This is a genomic window from Martelella mediterranea, from assembly GCF_021021415.1.
GTDB lineage: Bacteria > Pseudomonadota > Alphaproteobacteria > Rhizobiales > Rhizobiaceae > Martelella > Martelella mediterranea_C.
Genome location: NZ_JAINWJ010000012.1, coordinates 37196 through 52392, shown reverse-complemented (window position 1 = coordinate 52392; position 15197 = coordinate 37196). Strand labels below are relative to the sequence as shown.

16 protein-coding genes are annotated in these 15197 nt (G+C 63.9%); 10 read left to right on the top strand and 6 right to left on the bottom strand.

The genetic code is table 11. From position 1 onward, the window contains the following. Positions 1–25: 25 nt before the first annotated feature. Positions 26–934, bottom strand: a complete 909-nt coding sequence (locus K7H91_RS09970; protein WP_230720080.1) for a polyprenyl synthetase family protein — start codon at positions 932–934, stop codon at positions 26–28. A gap of 137 nt (positions 935–1071) precedes the next feature. Here K7H91_RS09970 and K7H91_RS09965 point away from each other — a divergent pair, with 137 nt between their 5' ends. The 3 genes from K7H91_RS09965 (at position 1072) to rpmF (ending at position 2879) form a co-directional block, all read left to right on the top strand. Further along, the gene (locus tag K7H91_RS09965) at positions 1072–1797 is read left to right on the top strand and encodes a biosynthetic peptidoglycan transglycosylase (RefSeq protein ID WP_230720079.1); all 726 of its coding nucleotides are present in this window, start codon (positions 1072–1074) and stop codon (positions 1795–1797) included. Between the two features lie 69 nt (positions 1798–1866). Beyond that, positions 1867–2514 carry a glutathione S-transferase family protein gene (locus K7H91_RS09960; RefSeq protein ID WP_230720078.1) on the top strand — a complete coding sequence of 216 codons (648 nt, stop codon included), beginning with the start codon at positions 1867–1869 and terminating at the stop codon, positions 2512–2514. Positions 2515–2693: 179 nt separating this feature from the next. Then, a complete protein-coding gene (gene rpmF / locus K7H91_RS09955; protein WP_230720077.1) occupies positions 2694–2879 on the top strand; it encodes a 50S ribosomal protein L32 in 186 nt (61 codons plus the stop codon). Positions 2880–2978: 99 nt separating this feature from the next. On the opposite strand, the gene phaR is transcribed toward rpmF, so the two are convergent. Beyond that, positions 2979–3530, bottom strand: coding sequence for a polyhydroxyalkanoate synthesis repressor PhaR (phaR, locus tag K7H91_RS09950; RefSeq protein ID WP_230720076.1), 552 nt, complete (start codon positions 3528–3530; stop codon positions 2979–2981). A 199-nt stretch (positions 3531–3729) separates the two neighbouring features. Here phaR and K7H91_RS09945 point away from each other — a divergent pair, with 199 nt between their 5' ends. Then, positions 3730–4911: an acetyl-CoA C-acetyltransferase gene (locus K7H91_RS09945; RefSeq protein WP_230720075.1), complete on the top strand. Its 1182-nt coding sequence runs from the start codon at positions 3730–3732 to the stop codon at positions 4909–4911. A 146-nt stretch (positions 4912–5057) separates the two neighbouring features. Here K7H91_RS09945 and K7H91_RS09940 read toward each other — a convergent pair whose 3' ends face one another. The 3 genes from K7H91_RS09940 to K7H91_RS09930 all read right to left on the bottom strand — a co-directional run bounded on the left by K7H91_RS09940 (position 5058) and on the right by K7H91_RS09930 (position 6183). Continuing rightward, positions 5058–5243, bottom strand: coding sequence for a hypothetical protein (locus tag K7H91_RS09940; RefSeq protein WP_230720074.1), 186 nt, complete (start codon positions 5241–5243; stop codon positions 5058–5060). A 32-nt stretch (positions 5244–5275) separates the two neighbouring features. Continuing rightward, complete coding sequence (locus K7H91_RS09935; RefSeq protein WP_018067473.1) at positions 5276–5431, bottom strand: DUF3309 family protein; 156 nt, start codon at positions 5429–5431, stop codon at positions 5276–5278. A 239-nt stretch (positions 5432–5670) separates the two neighbouring features. Further along, a complete protein-coding gene (locus K7H91_RS09930) occupies positions 5671–6183 on the bottom strand; it encodes a DUF6622 family protein (protein WP_230720073.1) in 513 nt (170 codons plus the stop codon). A gap of 79 nt (positions 6184–6262) precedes the next feature. Between K7H91_RS09930 and K7H91_RS09925 the strand changes: the two genes are divergently transcribed. From K7H91_RS09925 to K7H91_RS09900, 6 genes are all read left to right on the top strand, one after another. Next, complete coding sequence (locus K7H91_RS09925; protein ID WP_230720072.1) at positions 6263–7072, top strand: LytTR family DNA-binding domain-containing protein; 810 nt, start codon at positions 6263–6265, stop codon at positions 7070–7072. Between the two features lie 361 nt (positions 7073–7433). Next, on the top strand, positions 7434–10583 hold the full coding sequence (locus K7H91_RS09920) for a helicase-related protein (protein ID WP_230720136.1): 3150 nt from the start codon (positions 7434–7436) through the stop codon (positions 10581–10583). Positions 10584–10587: 4 nt separating this feature from the next. Beyond that, the gene (locus tag K7H91_RS09915; protein WP_230720071.1) at positions 10588–10971 is read left to right on the top strand and encodes an RNA-binding S4 domain-containing protein; all 384 of its coding nucleotides are present in this window, start codon (positions 10588–10590) and stop codon (positions 10969–10971) included. A 177-nt stretch (positions 10972–11148) separates the two neighbouring features. Further along, complete coding sequence (fdxA, locus tag K7H91_RS09910) at positions 11149–11487, top strand: ferredoxin FdxA (RefSeq protein WP_230720070.1); 339 nt, start codon at positions 11149–11151, stop codon at positions 11485–11487. A 444-nt stretch (positions 11488–11931) separates the two neighbouring features. Then, complete coding sequence (locus K7H91_RS09905) at positions 11932–12504, top strand: CarD family transcriptional regulator (RefSeq protein ID WP_230720069.1); 573 nt, start codon at positions 11932–11934, stop codon at positions 12502–12504. Positions 12505–12711: 207 nt separating this feature from the next. Then, a complete protein-coding gene (locus K7H91_RS09900) occupies positions 12712–13575 on the top strand; it encodes an RNA polymerase factor sigma-32 (RefSeq protein ID WP_230720068.1) in 864 nt (287 codons plus the stop codon). Between the two features lie 20 nt (positions 13576–13595). Here the strand turns inward: K7H91_RS09900 and K7H91_RS09895 are convergent, their stop codons facing one another. After that, positions 13596–15104, bottom strand: a complete 1509-nt coding sequence (locus K7H91_RS09895; protein WP_230720067.1) for a M48 family metalloprotease — start codon at positions 15102–15104, stop codon at positions 13596–13598. Positions 15105–15197: the final 93 nt, after the last annotated feature.

Sequence of the window (15197 nt, the reverse complement as noted above, 5' to 3'; positions counted from 1 at the left end):
GGCCTTCATCCGATACGCGGAAACCTTAGTTCTGACGGGACGCCACGAAGCGGGCGGCGGCGATCAGCGTTGCCGCCCGCGCGCCGAACGGGGCAAGCAGGGCCTCGGCCTCTTCGACCAGTTCCGACAGCCTGCGCTCAGCCCAGTCCGTGCCGTGGAGCGATACCAGCGTGCCCTTGCCGCGCCCGGCATCCTTGCCGGTTGCCTTGCCCATGGTCTCGGCATCGGCTCTCAGATCGAGAAGATCGTCGGCAAGCTGGAAGGCAAGGCCGATCGCCGCGCCGAACCGGGCAAGCCGGGCGCGCTCGCCCGCTCCCGCGCCGGCAATGATTGCGCCGGCCTCCGCTCCAAAACGGATCAGCGCCCCGGTCTTCATCGCCTGCAGGGTGACGATGCCGGCCTCGTCCGGAGGGGTCTTCTCGGCCGCCAGATCGAGCGCCTGACCGCCCGCCATGCCGCCAATGCCCGCCGCCCGCGACAACGCGCTGACAAGGGCAAGACGGGCTGCGGGCTCAAGCCCGGTCGCGTCATCGGCGATGATATCGAAGGCGAGCGTCAGCAGGCTGTCGCCGGCGAGGATCGCGGCGGCCTCGTCAAAGGCCTTGTGCACCGTCGGTCGCCCCCGGCGCAAATCGTCGTCATCCATGGCCGGCAGATCGTCATGGATCAGCGAATAGCAGTGGATGCATTCCAGCGCCGCGGCCACCCTGAGCGCCGCATCTGCCGGCCCGCCAAGAAGCCGCGTTGTCTCGATCACCAGAAACGGGCGGAAGCGCTTGCCGCCGTTCAGCACGCCGTGGCGGATCGCCGCCATCAGCGTTTCCGGCCGCGCGGTTTCGCCGTCAAGCGGTTCGGGGCCGAGCAGTCGGTCGAGGCAGGCTTCGACGTCCTTGCGGGCGCTTTCAAGGCGGGTGGTGAATTCGGTCTCTGACATGGGGCCATGTCTTGGCATGGGGGCGCGCGGCGTTCAAGCGGTTTCGCGACGCGCTCTCATGCACGGACGGCAACGGCTTTTCTTGGCGTCGGCATCACGCTATGGAAGGGGCGGATTTCACGAAAGCTAATGAACCAATGCGTGACGACGACATGCCGGAAGACGATGAGGATGAGGCTCCCCGCCGGTCGCTGTTTCGCCGCCTGATCCGCTATGGCGTGATCGCAATCATCGTGATCGTGCTTTTGCCGTATCTGTTGCTGCCGCTCTACCGGCCGTCCTTCGTCCATCCGGTTTCGGTGCCGATGATGGCCCGGCTTTTTACCGGCTACGACCGGCAATGGGTGCCGTTCGATGAGATCGCGCCGGTGCTGGTGCAATCGGTGATGATGTCGGAGGACGGGCAGTTCTGCAATCACGACGGCATCGACTGGGGCGAGTACAAGGCCGTGGTCGAGGATGCGTTGGCCGGCAAGGCCGTGCGCGGGGCGAGCACGATACCGATGCAGACGGTGAAGAACCTCTATCTCTGGAACAGCCGCTCCTATCTGCGCAAGGCGCTGGAACTGCCGCTGGCGATCTCCGCCGATATCGTCTGGCCCAAGAAGCGGATCATGGAGATCTATCTCAACATCGCGCAATGGGGGCCGGAAACCTTCGGCATCGAGGCGGCGGCGCGCGAACAGTTCGGCGTCTCGGCTTCGGACCTCACGGCGCGGCAGGCCGCACTGCTCGCCGTCTCCCTGCCCGATCCGGTGGGCCGCCAGGCCGCCGCCCCGAGCCGCCACATGCTGAACCTTGCCGCCAGGGTGGAACGGCTGGCCGGGCGCTCGGGCGCCTATATCACCTGCCTTTATGACTGACATTCGACATTGTTGTTGGCGCGGGGCGGGAAAATGCGGTTAACTCCCGCGCAAACGGAAGGGTGAAGCATGAGCGATCTGACGCTTTATATCGGCAACAAGAAGTATTCCTCTTGGTCGCTTCGCCCGTGGCTGGCGATGGAGGCTGCCGGAATCCCGTTCAAGGAAGTGCTGATCCCGTTTGATTTTCCCGCCGGCAATCCGCGCTTCCGCGAGGTCTCGCCGGTCGGTCAGGTGCCGGTGCTGCATCACGGCAAGTTCCGGGTCTGGGAATCGCTGGCGATCATCGAATATGTCGCCGAGCTTTATCCCGAAGCCCAGCTCTGGCCAGCCGACAGGGTGGAGCGGGCGGCGGCGCGCGCGGTCTCGGCGGAAATGCATGCGGGCTTCAGGGCGCTGCGCGGGGCCTGCCCGATGAATTTCGGCCGCAAGCCGGCGCCGCTTGCCGTCGATGACGCCGTCAAAGCCGATGTCCGCCGGATCGAAACGCTGTGGGCCGACGCGTTGGAGGCTTCGGGCGGGCCGTTCCTGTTCGGCAGCTTTTCGGCGGCCGATGCGATGTATGCGCCGGTGGTCAACCGCTTCGAGGTCTATGAGCTCACCGACAATCCGACCTCGCTCGCCTATATGACCGCGATCAGAAGCGTGCCGGCCTTCCAGCGCTGGCGCGACGGCGCGCTTGCCGAAAGTTGGGTGGTTCCCGAAGACGAAGTCTGAGGCCCGGTTTCGTCCCCCTTGCCGTTCAGTTGCCGCAAGAGTCAAAAAAATGCCGGGGGGACTGGTCAAACTCCGGTTTGCCCTGTATAAGCGCGCCAAATTTCAAGAATTCCAGGGACGATCTTGCGGTGGTTTCACCCGCCGTCGATTGAGCCTTGCGCCTCAAGTGGAGTAGTCCAATGGCTGTACCGAAAAGAAAAACGACCCCGTCCAAGCGCGGTATGCGCCGTGCTGCAGACGCTCTCAAGACTCCGACCTATGTCGAAGACAAGAATTCCGGCGAACTGCGCCGTCCGCACCATATCGATCTGAAGACCGGTATGTATCGCGGCCGCCAGGTTCTGACGCCGAAGGAAAGCGCCTGATCCATCCGGCAGCCTTTCCGCTGAATTGAAAAAGCCGTCCCAAAGGGGCGGCTTTTTGCTGTTGCGCGTCGAATGCCGGGCGTTTCCGCCCGGCGTCGCTCACATATTGTCGATACGGTCCTGCAGCACCCGCAACTGACGCCTGAGATCGTCCAGATCGCCGGCCGCCGCAGTGTGCAGGCCGCCGAGCTCCTCCTCGTCTGCCGCGGCGCGGTAGCTGGTGGCGCCGAGGCCCGCCTGACGCGCGGCCTCTTCCTTGCGGTAATATTCGCGTTTCAGCGGATTGGCGTAGAGCGCCTTGTCCATCTGCTCGCGCATATGGCTCTGCTGCTCGGAAAACGCCTTCATGGCGTTGTCGAGAAAGCCCGGCAGCATGGCCTGCATCTGGTCGCCGTAATAGCCGATGATCTCGCGCAGGAATGAAACCGGCAGGATCGCCTGATCGGACTTCGCCTCCTGTTCGAAGATGATCTGGGTCAGCACGGTGTGGGTGATGTCGTCGCCGGCCCTGGCGTCCTTCACGGTGAAATCCTCTCCTCTTTTCACCATGTCGGCCAGGTCTTCCAGCGTGACGTAGCTGCTGGTGCCGGTATTGTAGAGCCGGCGGTTCGCGTATTTCTTGATGATGGTTGGTCCGTCGCTTACGGGCATTGTGCCTCCTCCCGCGATCTGTTTCCTCTTCCCGCCTTGATGTAACCTCAAAACCGGGCCCGGTACAATGATTTTGTCGCAATGCAGCGACGCCGGCGGCGGGGCCTTTCCTGCGCGGCAAAGCGGCGGCGGCGGCCCGTTTGACTTCGCAAACCGGCTTCTGCACATTGCCGCTATCATGAAACGGGGAGAGAGAAACATGTCCGGTTCGGCCATTGTTATTGCAGGCGCGGCGCGCACGCCGATCGGCGTTCTGGGCGGCGCGCTTTCCAGCGTGCCCGCCCATGAGCTGGGGGCCGTGGCGATCGCCGAATCGCTTGCCCGCGCGGGCGTTTCGCCGGCTGAAGTCGACGAGGCGATCCTCGGCCAGGTGCTGACGGCGGGCGCCGGCCAGAACCCCGCCCGACAGGCGGCGATGGCCGCCGGCATGCCGGCCGAGAAGACCGCCTTCGTCATCAACCAGCTCTGCGGATCGGGGCTCAGGGCGGTCGCGCTCGGCATGCAGCAGATCCTTGCCGGCGATGCCGAAATCGTGGTGGCGGGCGGCCAGGAATCGATGTCGCTATCGCCGCATTGCGCCTATCTTCGCAGCGCAACGAGGATGGGCGACGCCGCCATGGTGGACACCATGCTGAAGGACGGGCTGGTCGACGCATTCTATGGCTATCACATGGGCGTGACGGCGGAAAACATCGCCGAGCGCTGGGGCCTGCCCCGGGCGGTGCAGGACGATTATGCCGCCCGCTCGCAAAACCGCGCCGAGGCCGCCCGCGCCGCCGGCCGCTTCGCCGACGAGATCGTGCCGGTCACGGTTGCCGGCCGCAAATCCGAGGTGGTGGTCGATCAGGACGAGGGCATCCGCGAGGGCATGACGGCGCAAGCGCTGGAACGCCTGCGCCCGGCCTTCATGGATGGCGGCAGTGTGACCGCCGGCAATGCCTCCGGCATCAATGACGGCGCGGCGGCGCTGGTGCTGATGGACGCGGCAAACGCTGAACGGCGCGGCATCGAGCCACTGGCGCGGATCGTGTCCTGGGCGACCGCCGGCGTTGATCCGCAGGTCATGGGCACGGGCCCGATCCCCGCTTCCAAGAAAGCGCTCGCTAAAGCCGGGTGGCAGATCGGCGATCTCGACCTGATCGAGGCCAACGAGGCGTTCGCGGCGCAGGCCTGCGTGGTGGCGCGCGAACTGGCGCTCGATCCGGAAAAGGTCAATGTCAATGGCGGGGCGATCGCGCTCGGCCATCCGATCGGCGCGTCGGGCGCGCGGGTGCTGACGACCCTGCTTTACGAAATGCGCCGGCGCGGTGCGAAAAAGGGTCTCGCCACGCTCTGCATCGGCGGCGGCATGGGCGTTGCGATGTGCGTGGAACGCGCCTGAGCGCAAAAGAAAAGGCGTCGCAAGAAGCGACGCCTGGATCGACGAGCGGGGGATGCTGCGAGCCGATCTTGACGCGACAACCCGAGGCGCGCGCCGCTTTCGGTAAGGATCGCCGGCCGGGGTTCGCCCGACCGGCGCATTGGCGATCAGTTGGCCGTTGCAGCGCCGACGCCAGCGCCGATAAGCCCGCCGGCAACAGCACCGGTCGTGTTGCCCGTCACAGCGGCGCCGGTCGCTACGCCCAGGCCACCACCGATTGTGGCGTTGCGCTGCTGCGTGCTGCATGCTGCAAGCGGAAGAAGGATTGCGATGGCGAGAACGGTCTTTTTCATGCGGTCATGTCTCCAATTATCTTTGGTCTTTGTCAGATATAGCCTGCCAGAAGCAGGATTATGACGATCAGCAGCACGAGGCCGAGACCGCCGGACGGCCCGTAGCCCCAGTTGGTCGAATAACCCCAACGCGGCAGCGCGCCGATCAGCAGCAATATCAGAATAATGAGAAGAATGGTGCCCAGCATGTGATTGCCCTCTCCGTTCAGATGTTCGCAGCCTAAACGCGGTCGGGCAAAATTTTGTTCCCGGCCCATCTTCCGAAGGCGGCGCGGAAAAGGTTAACGGCGGCACGCGTCCCCCCGCGCCAACCGCTTGAAATATATGGTTAACAAATTCTTCCCGCACCATATCTAGCGGTGAACAAAACCGGAAGATCGACGGGTAAGCGATTCGTCGCTGATTCGTTCCGGCTTTGACCTGAAAGTTAACGGGGAGCGCTTTCACCGGCTTTTGCGAGCCTCTTTACCTTGAGCAGATAGGCCGCGGCGCGAGCGGTGGAAAAGCCCGTGGCAAGTCCGATGACGGCGTTGACCGCGAGCATGAACGGCACGTTGTTGGCCAGACCCGGGTTTACGGCGAGGCCGGCATTCTGCGCATATAGCGCTGCAAACAGCGCCAGGACCATCGCCAGCGTGTGCCATTCGCCCTCGACATGGGCGTGGTTCCCGCCGGCATAGGAAAGCCGATCCTGCGGCCGCAGCATGACCGTCAGCAACGCGCCGACAACCAGGCCGCCGACGAGCCCGACAAGCACCGCATGGGTGTAGTCAAGCGTAGCCAGCCGGTGACCGGCGAGAAACAGAAACAGAAGCGGCAGGATCACGAACGCACGCAGATGAACATCGCGCGGATAAAGCCGCTTCACGCCACGATAGACGAGCAGCGCCAGAATGAGCCAGACGTAAAGGGGCGTGCCTGTGATAATGTCGATGAGCATTTCCGCTGTTCCTTTCATCTTGGGGAAACGATAACCTCGACCGCTGCCATAACATTCCGAGCCATCGGGAAAACAGGGAATGAACGAACTGCGCGAAAACTTCGCGAATGACAGCGGCCTGCAATTCACGCTTCGCCAGATGCGGCGCGATCTCGCCAATTGGCGGGTGCATGGCCTGCTTCTTATCCTCGCCGCCGTGCTCGCCTGGTCCGGCCCCTTCGATACGCAATCGGCGTTTTCGCTCGCCGGGCGCTTCGCCTTCTGGGCGGCAACCACGTTTCTAACCTATTGGGCGGCGCATTTCTTTGCAAAGTGGACGCGGTTTCACTTGAGAGCCCGCCGGACGCCGCGCCATTACGCGCTTGTGGCCGTCATCCTTGTCGCGGGCCTTGCCGCCACCATCGCCGTGCTGCCGGTCACGATCGCGGTCGAAGGCATTGCGGCGCTCGCGCCGTCTGCGATTGCCGCGACCGCGACCCATGCCTTCATCATCGCCACCGCCGCGGTTGCGGCAATGGAGCTTCTTGCGCGCGACAAGCCGGCGGAAGCGGAGACGCCGCAAAGGCCCGAACCGCCGCGACTGCTAACGCGCCTGCCGGTCGAACGGCGCGGACCGCTGATCTCGCTCAGCGTCAGCGATCATTATGTCGAGGTCACCACCAGCGCGGGCCGCCACCTGCTGCTGATCCGGCTGAAGGACGCGATCGAGGAGACCGAGCCGACAGCGGGCCTGCAAATCCACCGCTCCCACTGGGTTGCGCTCGACGCCGTCTCCGCCGTCCGGCGCGAGAACGGCAAGGTGTTTGTCGAGACCACCGCCGGCGACCGCCTGCCCGTCAGCCGTTCCTGTGTCGATGATCTGCGCCAGGCGGGCCTTCTGCCGCGTTGAGGTAAATGGTTAACGCGATGGCCGAATCCGGCCTTTCGCTATGATCCCGCAAGAAATCCGAATCCAGATGTGGACCGCGCGCAGTCCGTTTCCGCAACATCTAGCCGTGAACAAACCGGGAAAACAGCAGAGTCAGCGATTCGTCTGTGATTCGTTCGCATCTGTTCCAAAACTTAACGAAACGGCCTTTTCGCGGCCGAAATCGCGCGGCCCTCTTGCTTGTCGGCGGTCGGCAGGCCATCTATAGGCGAGCGACCGCTGCGGGCCGATGGAGCCGGCCCGCGCGGATATCAAAGACCGTCGGGGGCGAGGATTTGGCCCTGACCACATCATTCGGGACCGGACATTGAATTCTGAAGCAATGATCTTGAGCGGGCGCGGCGTGACCGCGATGCTCGGTCCGACCAATACCGGCAAGACCCATTTCGCGATCGAGCGCATGGTGGCGCATTCCTCCGGGGTGATCGGCCTGCCGTTGCGCCTTCTGGCGCGCGAGGTCTATACCCGCATCGTCGAGCGCGTCGGCGTCAACAATGTCGCGCTGATCACCGGCGAGGAGAAGATCGCCCCGCCGAAAGCGCGTTTCAGCGTCTGCACCGTGGAAGCCATGCCGCGCGAGGCCGATGTCGCTTTCGTCGCCATCGACGAGGTGCAGCTCGCCAGCGACATGGAGCGCGGCCACATCTTCACCGACCGCATTCTGCATTTGCGCGGACGCGAGGAGACGCTGCTTCTCGGCTCGGCGACCATGCGGCCGATCCTGCAGAAACTGCTTCCCGGCATTTCCGTGGTCGAGCGGCCCCGGCTGTCGCAGCTTTTTTATGCCGGCCAGAAGCGGATCACCCGCCTGCCGCGGCGCTCCGCCGTCGTCGCCTTTTCCACCGAGGAAGTTTATTCGATCGCCGAGCTGATCCGCCGCCAGCGCGGCGGGGCGGCCGTGGTGCTGGGCGCGCTTTCTCCGCGCACCCGCAACGCCCAGGTGGAACTCTACCAGAATGGCGACGTCGAATATCTGGTGGCGACCGACGCGATCGGCATGGGGCTCAATCTCGATGTCGACCACGTCGCCTTCGCCCAGGACCGCAAGTTCGACGGCCATCAGTACCGTAATCTCAATCCCGGAGAGCTCGGCCAGATCGCGGGCCGCGCCGGACGCCACATGCGCGACGGCACGTTCGGCGTGACCAGCCGGGTGGCGCCGTTCGATGATGAACTCGTGGAACGGCTGCAATCGCACCAGTTCGATCCCGTGCGGGTGCTGCAATGGCGCTCCAAGGCGCTCGATTTCACCTCGCTCGACAGCCTGAAGGCGAGCCTTGACGACGTGCCGCGCGTGCCGGGCCTGACGCGGGCGCTGCCGGCGGTCGACCAGCGCGCGCTCGAGTTTCTGGCGCGCAACCCCGACGTTGCCGGCAAGGCCGACCGCCGCGCCCGCATCGAGCTTCTGTGGGAAGCCTGCGCGCTGCCGGATTATCGCCGGATCACCCCCGCCCAGCATGCCGAGCTGATCGCCTCGCTCTATCTCGACCTTGTCCAGCACGGCACGGTGGACGAGGATTTTCTGGCAAATCAGGTAAAACACGCCGACCGGATCGATGGCGAAATCGATACGCTGTCGGCGCGCATTGCCCAGATCAGAACATGGACTTATGTTTCCAACCGGCCCGGATGGCTTGCCGATCCGACACACTGGCAGGAAAAGACACGGAAAATCGAGGATCGGCTGTCAGATGCGCTGCATGAGAGGTTGACGAAACGCTTCGTTGACCGCAGGACATCTGTGCTGATGAAGCGCCTGAGAGAGAATGCGATGCTTGAAGCTGAAGTGAGCGTGAATGGTGATGTCTTCGTGGAAGGACATCATGTGGGGGAACTGGCGGGCTTCCGTTTCAAAGCCGTGTCCGGGGCCGAGGGTCCCGATGCCAAGGCGATCGAAGCGGCGGCGCTGAAAGCGCTCGCGCTGGAGTTCGAGGCGCGCGCCGCGCGGCTGCACGCTTCCGGCAATGGCGACCTGGCGCTTGATGCGTCGGGCACCGTGCGCTGGCTTGGCGATCCGGTGGCGCGACTTGTCGCCTCCGACAATGTCCTGCGCCCGCGCGTGATCGTGCTGGCCGACGAGCAGTTGACCGGTCCGGCGCGCGATCATGTCGCCGCCCGTATCGAGCGCTACGTCAACCACCAGATCCAGACCGTGCTGAAGCCGCTCGACGATCTCGCCAATGCCGAGGATCTCGAAGGCATTGCCCGCGGCCTCGCCTTCCAGCTTGTCGAAGCCTACGGCGTGCTGTTCCGCCGCGATGTCGCCAATGAGGTGAAGTCGCTGGATCAGGATGCGCGCGCCTCGCTGCGCCGCTACGGTGTGCGGTTCGGCGCCTATCACGTGTTCATGCCGGCGCTGTTGAAGCCCGCTCCGGCGGAGATGATCACGCTGCTGTGGGCGCTGAAGAATGACGGGCTTGAGAAGCCCGGCTATGGCGATCTGATCTCGGTGCTGGCCGCCGGCCGCACCTCGGTCGTCACCGATCCGACCTATGAGCGCGAATTCTACAAGCTTGCCGGCTTCCGTTTCCTCGGAAAGCGCGCCGTGCGCATCGATATTCTCGAGCGCCTCGCCGACCTGATCCGCCCGCTGACGCAGTGGAAGCCGGAAGGCGGCTCGCCCCGGCCGGAAGGCGCGTTCGACGGCCGCCGCTTCGTCACCACGCCGGCGATGATGTCGATCCTCGGCGCCACCGCAGACGACATGGAGGAAATCCTGAAGGGTCTCGGTTATCGCGCTGACATCGCCTCGGAAGAAGAGGTGGCCACGCTTGCCGAAATCCAGGCCGCGCGCGACGCCGAAAAGGCCGCCCGCCAGGCCCCGAGCGGCGTGACGGTGGAAACCGTCGCCAAGAAGGCCGTCGCTGACAAGCCTGCCGAAGCCGAAAAACCCGCGACCGAGACCGAAGAAACCTCAACCGTCGCCCAGGAAACGGCCACGTCCGAGGCCTCTGCAAGCGATGAAGCGCCGGCAGCCGAGACGGAAGCCACCGACGCGCAAACGGCTGAAGCGCTGTCGACCGAGGCCGCAAAGCCGGTCACGGACGAAGCCGCCGCGCCTGCCCCCGAAAAACCGGAAGAGACGGCCCAGGAAGCTGACGAGGCGACCGAGGAAGACAAACCGGAAGAAGAGGCCAAGCCGGTTCTGCTGTGGCGTCAGGCCGGCCGCAACGAGCGCAACGCCCGTCCCCAGCACGGCCGTGGCCAGCAGCGCGGCGAAGGCCGCGGTCGCGGACAGCAGGGCGGCCGCAAGGGCGGCGGCGAAGCCGGTGAAAACCGGGGCGATGGCGAGCGTTTCGGCAGAAACGACAGAGGCGGAAAGGGCGGCAAAGGCGGCAAGGGTCCGCGCCGCGACCGCAACAAGGACGATCATGCGAACCAGCGCCCGCCGCGCCGCGAAAAGGACAAGCCGATCGATCCCGATTCGCCGTTCGCCAAGCTTGCTGCCTTGAAAGAGCAGATGAAGCGCTAGAACCATGGACGAGGCCGCCGAAAAACAGCGCATCGACAAATGGCTGTTCTTCGCGCGCATCGTCAAATCGCGCTCGCTGGCTCAGAAACTGGTGCGCGACGGCCATGTCCGGCTCAACGGGTCGCGGGTGATCCGCCCGAGCGTCGATGTCAGCGACGGCGACAAGCTCGTCGTTGCGCTGGAACGGCGCGATGTCCATGTGATCGTGCGCGCGGCCGGCACAAGGCGGGGACCGTTTGCCGAAGCGCAGACGCTCTACGAGGATATCAGCCCGCCGCCGGAGGCGCGCGCCAGGCTCAACGCGTTCGAACAGGCCCAGCGGGTCCCCGGTTCCGGCCGTCCGACCAAGAAGGAGCGCCGTGACCTTTCGAAACTGCGCGGCGACTGAATTGTCGGCGCGTGTTTGGAAAGTTCTACCCGTCACGCCCCGGTTTCGAGCATGAAATGGTCTTGCCCGGCCGTTTGAAAGCCGGTACTCCCGGGCAGAGTTTATGGGTGCGAAGCCCGCGGCGAACCGGTTTTCGGTTTCAAAGGGCGCGCGCCGGCCGCTTTTCTGGAGTCTTTCATGACCTATGTCGTGACCGATAATTGCATCAAGTGCAAATATACCGATTGTGTCGAAGTCTGCCCGGTGGACTGTTTCTACGAGGGCGAGAATTTTCTCGTCATCCACCCCGATGAATGCATCGATTGCGGCGTCTGCGAGCCGGAATGTCCCGCCGAGGCGATCAAGCCCGATACCGAGCCCGGCCTCGACAAGTGGTTGAAGCTGAACGCCGATTTTTCCGAATCCTGGCCCAATATCACCATCAAGAAAGAGCCGCTGCCCGAAGCGGAGGAGATGGATGGCGTCGAAAACAAATTCGAGAAATTCTTCTCCGACAAGCCCGGCGCGGGCGACTGAGCGTCGGTCCGGCCACGCGATCAGCGCACGCTCCGGTGATTGACGCATCGTCAACAAGCGCCGCTTTTTCCGGCCGGGGCACAATTTTGGGCTTGGCGAAGCGGCCCAATTCGGTTACGTGTCGGCCATGGACCACCCTCCCGCCGGTGACGACGCGTCACGGGTGCACGGCTCATTGATTTCTGCTGCACAACATGCTATATAATTGGCACTGACCCATAAAACGGCAGCTTTGTCTTAAAAGCCGAAGAAAGAAATCAACCCAAACGTCGAATAATCGGAATTTTTTTGAAGGCCTTCGTCTTCAGATCAGGATTTCGTGTCGCTTTTCGTTGCCCGTTCGATGGAAACAGTGGGTGGCAACCTCCGTTGCCCCACCCTCCGGATCATGCATGTCCGGAACCGGCGCCCGCCGGATGCGTAACAGGGAGTTTTTGAAAGCCTATGACAGTACAACAGAAAAAACCTGCCGGCCGCCACGGTTTCAAGCCCGGCGAGTCGATCGTCTACCCTGCCCACGGCGTTGGCACGATCAGCGCGATCGAGGAGCAGGAAGTGGCCGGCATGAAGCTCGAGCTTTTCGTTATCGAATTCGACAAGGACAAGATGCGCCTCAAGGTGCCGGTGGCCAAGGCCATGAGCATCGGCATGCGCAAGCTGTCGGAGACCGATTTCGTCGAGCGCGCGCTGAAGGTTGTGCAGGGCAAGGCCCGCGTGAAGCGCACCATGTGGTCGCGCCGCGCGCAGGAATATGATGCCAAGATCAATTCCGGCGACCTGATCTCGATCGCCGAGGTGGTCCGCGATCTCTATCGCGCCGAGAACCAGCCGGAGCAGTCCTATTCCGAACGCCAGCTCTATGAGGCGGCGCTTGACCGCATGGCGCGCGAAATCGCCGCCGTCAACAAGATGTCGGAAACCGAGGCTGTCCGCCTGATCGAAACCCACCTTGCCAAGGGTCCCAAGCGCGGCAAGGCGGCGGAAGACGAAGACGACGCCCGCGAGGAAGCGGCCTGATCAAGGCGCTTCCAGCAGCGTATTGAATGAAAAATCCGGTCTTTTAGGCCGGATTTTTTTATGATCCAGCCCTTTGAACTGAAAAAATGAATTCCATGTTGAACTAAATGGCCCCACTTTGCGTTGATCTTTTCGAGGAGCAACGGATGCGCTTGTCGTCCCGAAGTCCTCGTTGGCCCAAACAACGCGCCTTCCGGGAGCCACGCCATGGATATCGACGTACAGGACCACCGCATTGCCAGCGCAGCAATGGCAGCGCCCTATCTCTCACGCGAACAGGAAACCGAACTTGCCACCCGCTGGCGGGTCAAGGACGACAGCGATGCGCGCGATGATATCGCCATGGCGCATCTGCGGCTGGTGGTCTCGATGGCCGGCAAGTTCCGCGGCTTCGGCCTTCCCAAGGCGGATCTGGTGCAGGAGGGCTATGTCGGCCTTCTGGAAGCGGCCGCCCGGTTCGATCATCAGCGCGGCGTCAGGTTTTCGACCTACGCAAGCTGGTGGGTCCGGGCCTCGATGCAGGACTACGTGCTGCGCAACTGGTCGATCGTGCGCGGCGGCACCAGTTCCACCCAGAAAGCGCTTTTCTTCAAGCTTCGTCGCCTGCGCGCCAAGATCGCCGCGCGCGACCGGAGCATGAGCTCGCAGGCAATCTACGAAGAAATCGCCGCCAGCCTCGGCGTCTCGGTCTCGGACGTACAGGTCATGGACGCACGGCTTTCCGGCAATGACGCCTCGCTTCAGGCCCCCGTGGGCAATGATGGCGAGGAGGGCGCCGAGCGGATCGATCTTCTGGTCTGCGATGCGCCGCTGCCGGAAGAACAGGTTTCCGGCATTATCGACGGCGAGCGGCTTCATCTGCGGCTGAAGCGCGCCCTGACCAAGCTGACCGCCCGCGAGAACCGCGTCATCCGCGCCCGCAAGCTGGCCGACGACAGCGCCACGCTCGCCGAACTCGGCGCCGAGCTCGGCATCTCCAAGGAACGCGTCCGCCAGATCGAAAACCGAGCGCTTGAAAAGCTGAAGATGGCGATGACGTCGGAAAACACCGGAGAGCTGGCGATCGCCTGAAGACGCGCGTTGCCCGCCCGTTACTGCGAAACGATCTTCACCGTCTCGCCCGCCGAAAGCGTTGCCCCCGGCGGCAGCGCGTTCAGCACCTGGAACAGCGCGAGCTTGCGGTTTGTGCCCATCATCTTCGCGGCGAGGCTGGCGACCGTGTCGCCCGGCTGAACGGTGACGATGCGAATTCTCAAGGGCTTCAGATCGGCGGCTTCGGCGGGCGAAAGCTTGCGGAACGAAGACCGCACGGAAAAGGCGGTATCCTCCAGCGCGCCGCTGCCGCGCGGCGCGGCGGTCAGCAGACGATAGATATCGCCGCCATCGCGGATCACCGTGACATCGAACACCCAGTCGCCGGCAACCGCCTTCGCGGTTGCGGCCGGCATGCCGTTGACGGTGGTCGACTGGACCGAGCCGTCTACCAGACCCGTCACCCAGCCGCTTCTGATATACTCCTCGAGATCGCGCCGGCCATTGGCCTTGACGCCATCGAAACGGATCGCGACATCGCCGGGACCGGTGGCGACCACCGCATTGGCCTTGTCCGTCATCACGAAACCGGGCGGGACCTGGAAGGCGATCTGCAGCTTGGGATGATAGAAATCGCGGTTGCGGATATAGCCCTGCTCCGGATTGCTGCCGTAAAGCAGCCCGTTGATTCCATTCAGGAAATAATCGCGGCCGACTTCCGAGGCTCCGACATTGGCATAGAGCGCGGCCTGCTGGGCGGCGAGTTCGATACGGCGCGGCGTGTTGGGATGGCTCGACAGGAAGTCGAGGCTCTCGCCCTCCGCGCCCGCCGATTCATATTGCGCATAGGCTGCCATGGAGCGCAGGAATCGCGATGCGGCATAGGGGTCGTAGCCGGCTTCCGCCAGCATGCGGATGCCGATCGCGTCGGCCTCCAGCTCCTGCTGGCGCGAGAAGGCGGCAAGGCGCATCTTGCCGCGCGCGGCGATCTGGTCGACTTCCGGATTGCCCGGCAGAACCTCGGAAATCACCTCGTTGGAAATCGCTTCCGCTTCCTCGCGGCGCTGGCGCTCGATGCCGTGATTGGCGGTGACATGCGCCATTTCGTGCGACAGCACGGCGGCGATCTCGGAGGCGTCGGTGGCAAGCGCCAGAAGCCCGCGGGTGACATAGAGATAGCCGCCGGGCAGCGCAAAGGCGTTGATGCTGGGCGAATTCAGAATCGTGATCCGGTAGGTCTGACGCGGATTTTCCGAAACGGCGGTCAGCGCCCCGGCGACGCGCGCCACCAGTTTTTCCACCTGCGGGTCGCGGTACTGGCCGCCATAAGTCTCGAGAATGCGCGGATGCTCGCGCGCGCCCATCGCCGCATTCGGATCGTTGCGGGTCAGCGCGTCGACGGTCTGTTCGGCGCTTGCCGGGGTCTCCGGCAAGATGAAGAATGTGTCGTTGGTCTGGCACGAGGCGAGCCCCAGCGCCGCGATCAGTACGAACACGGATGGCCGCACTCCCGGCAGGAAGCGCCTGCGTCTGTCTTGCGTGAGGCCGCGGCCGACCTTATTCACCATGCCTGTCGCGTCCGGATGAACGCGTCCCTGATCACTGCGGTCCGGCGAAAGCCGGCCGGCGCTTGTTTCACTCTATCATATTTGACGTTCCGC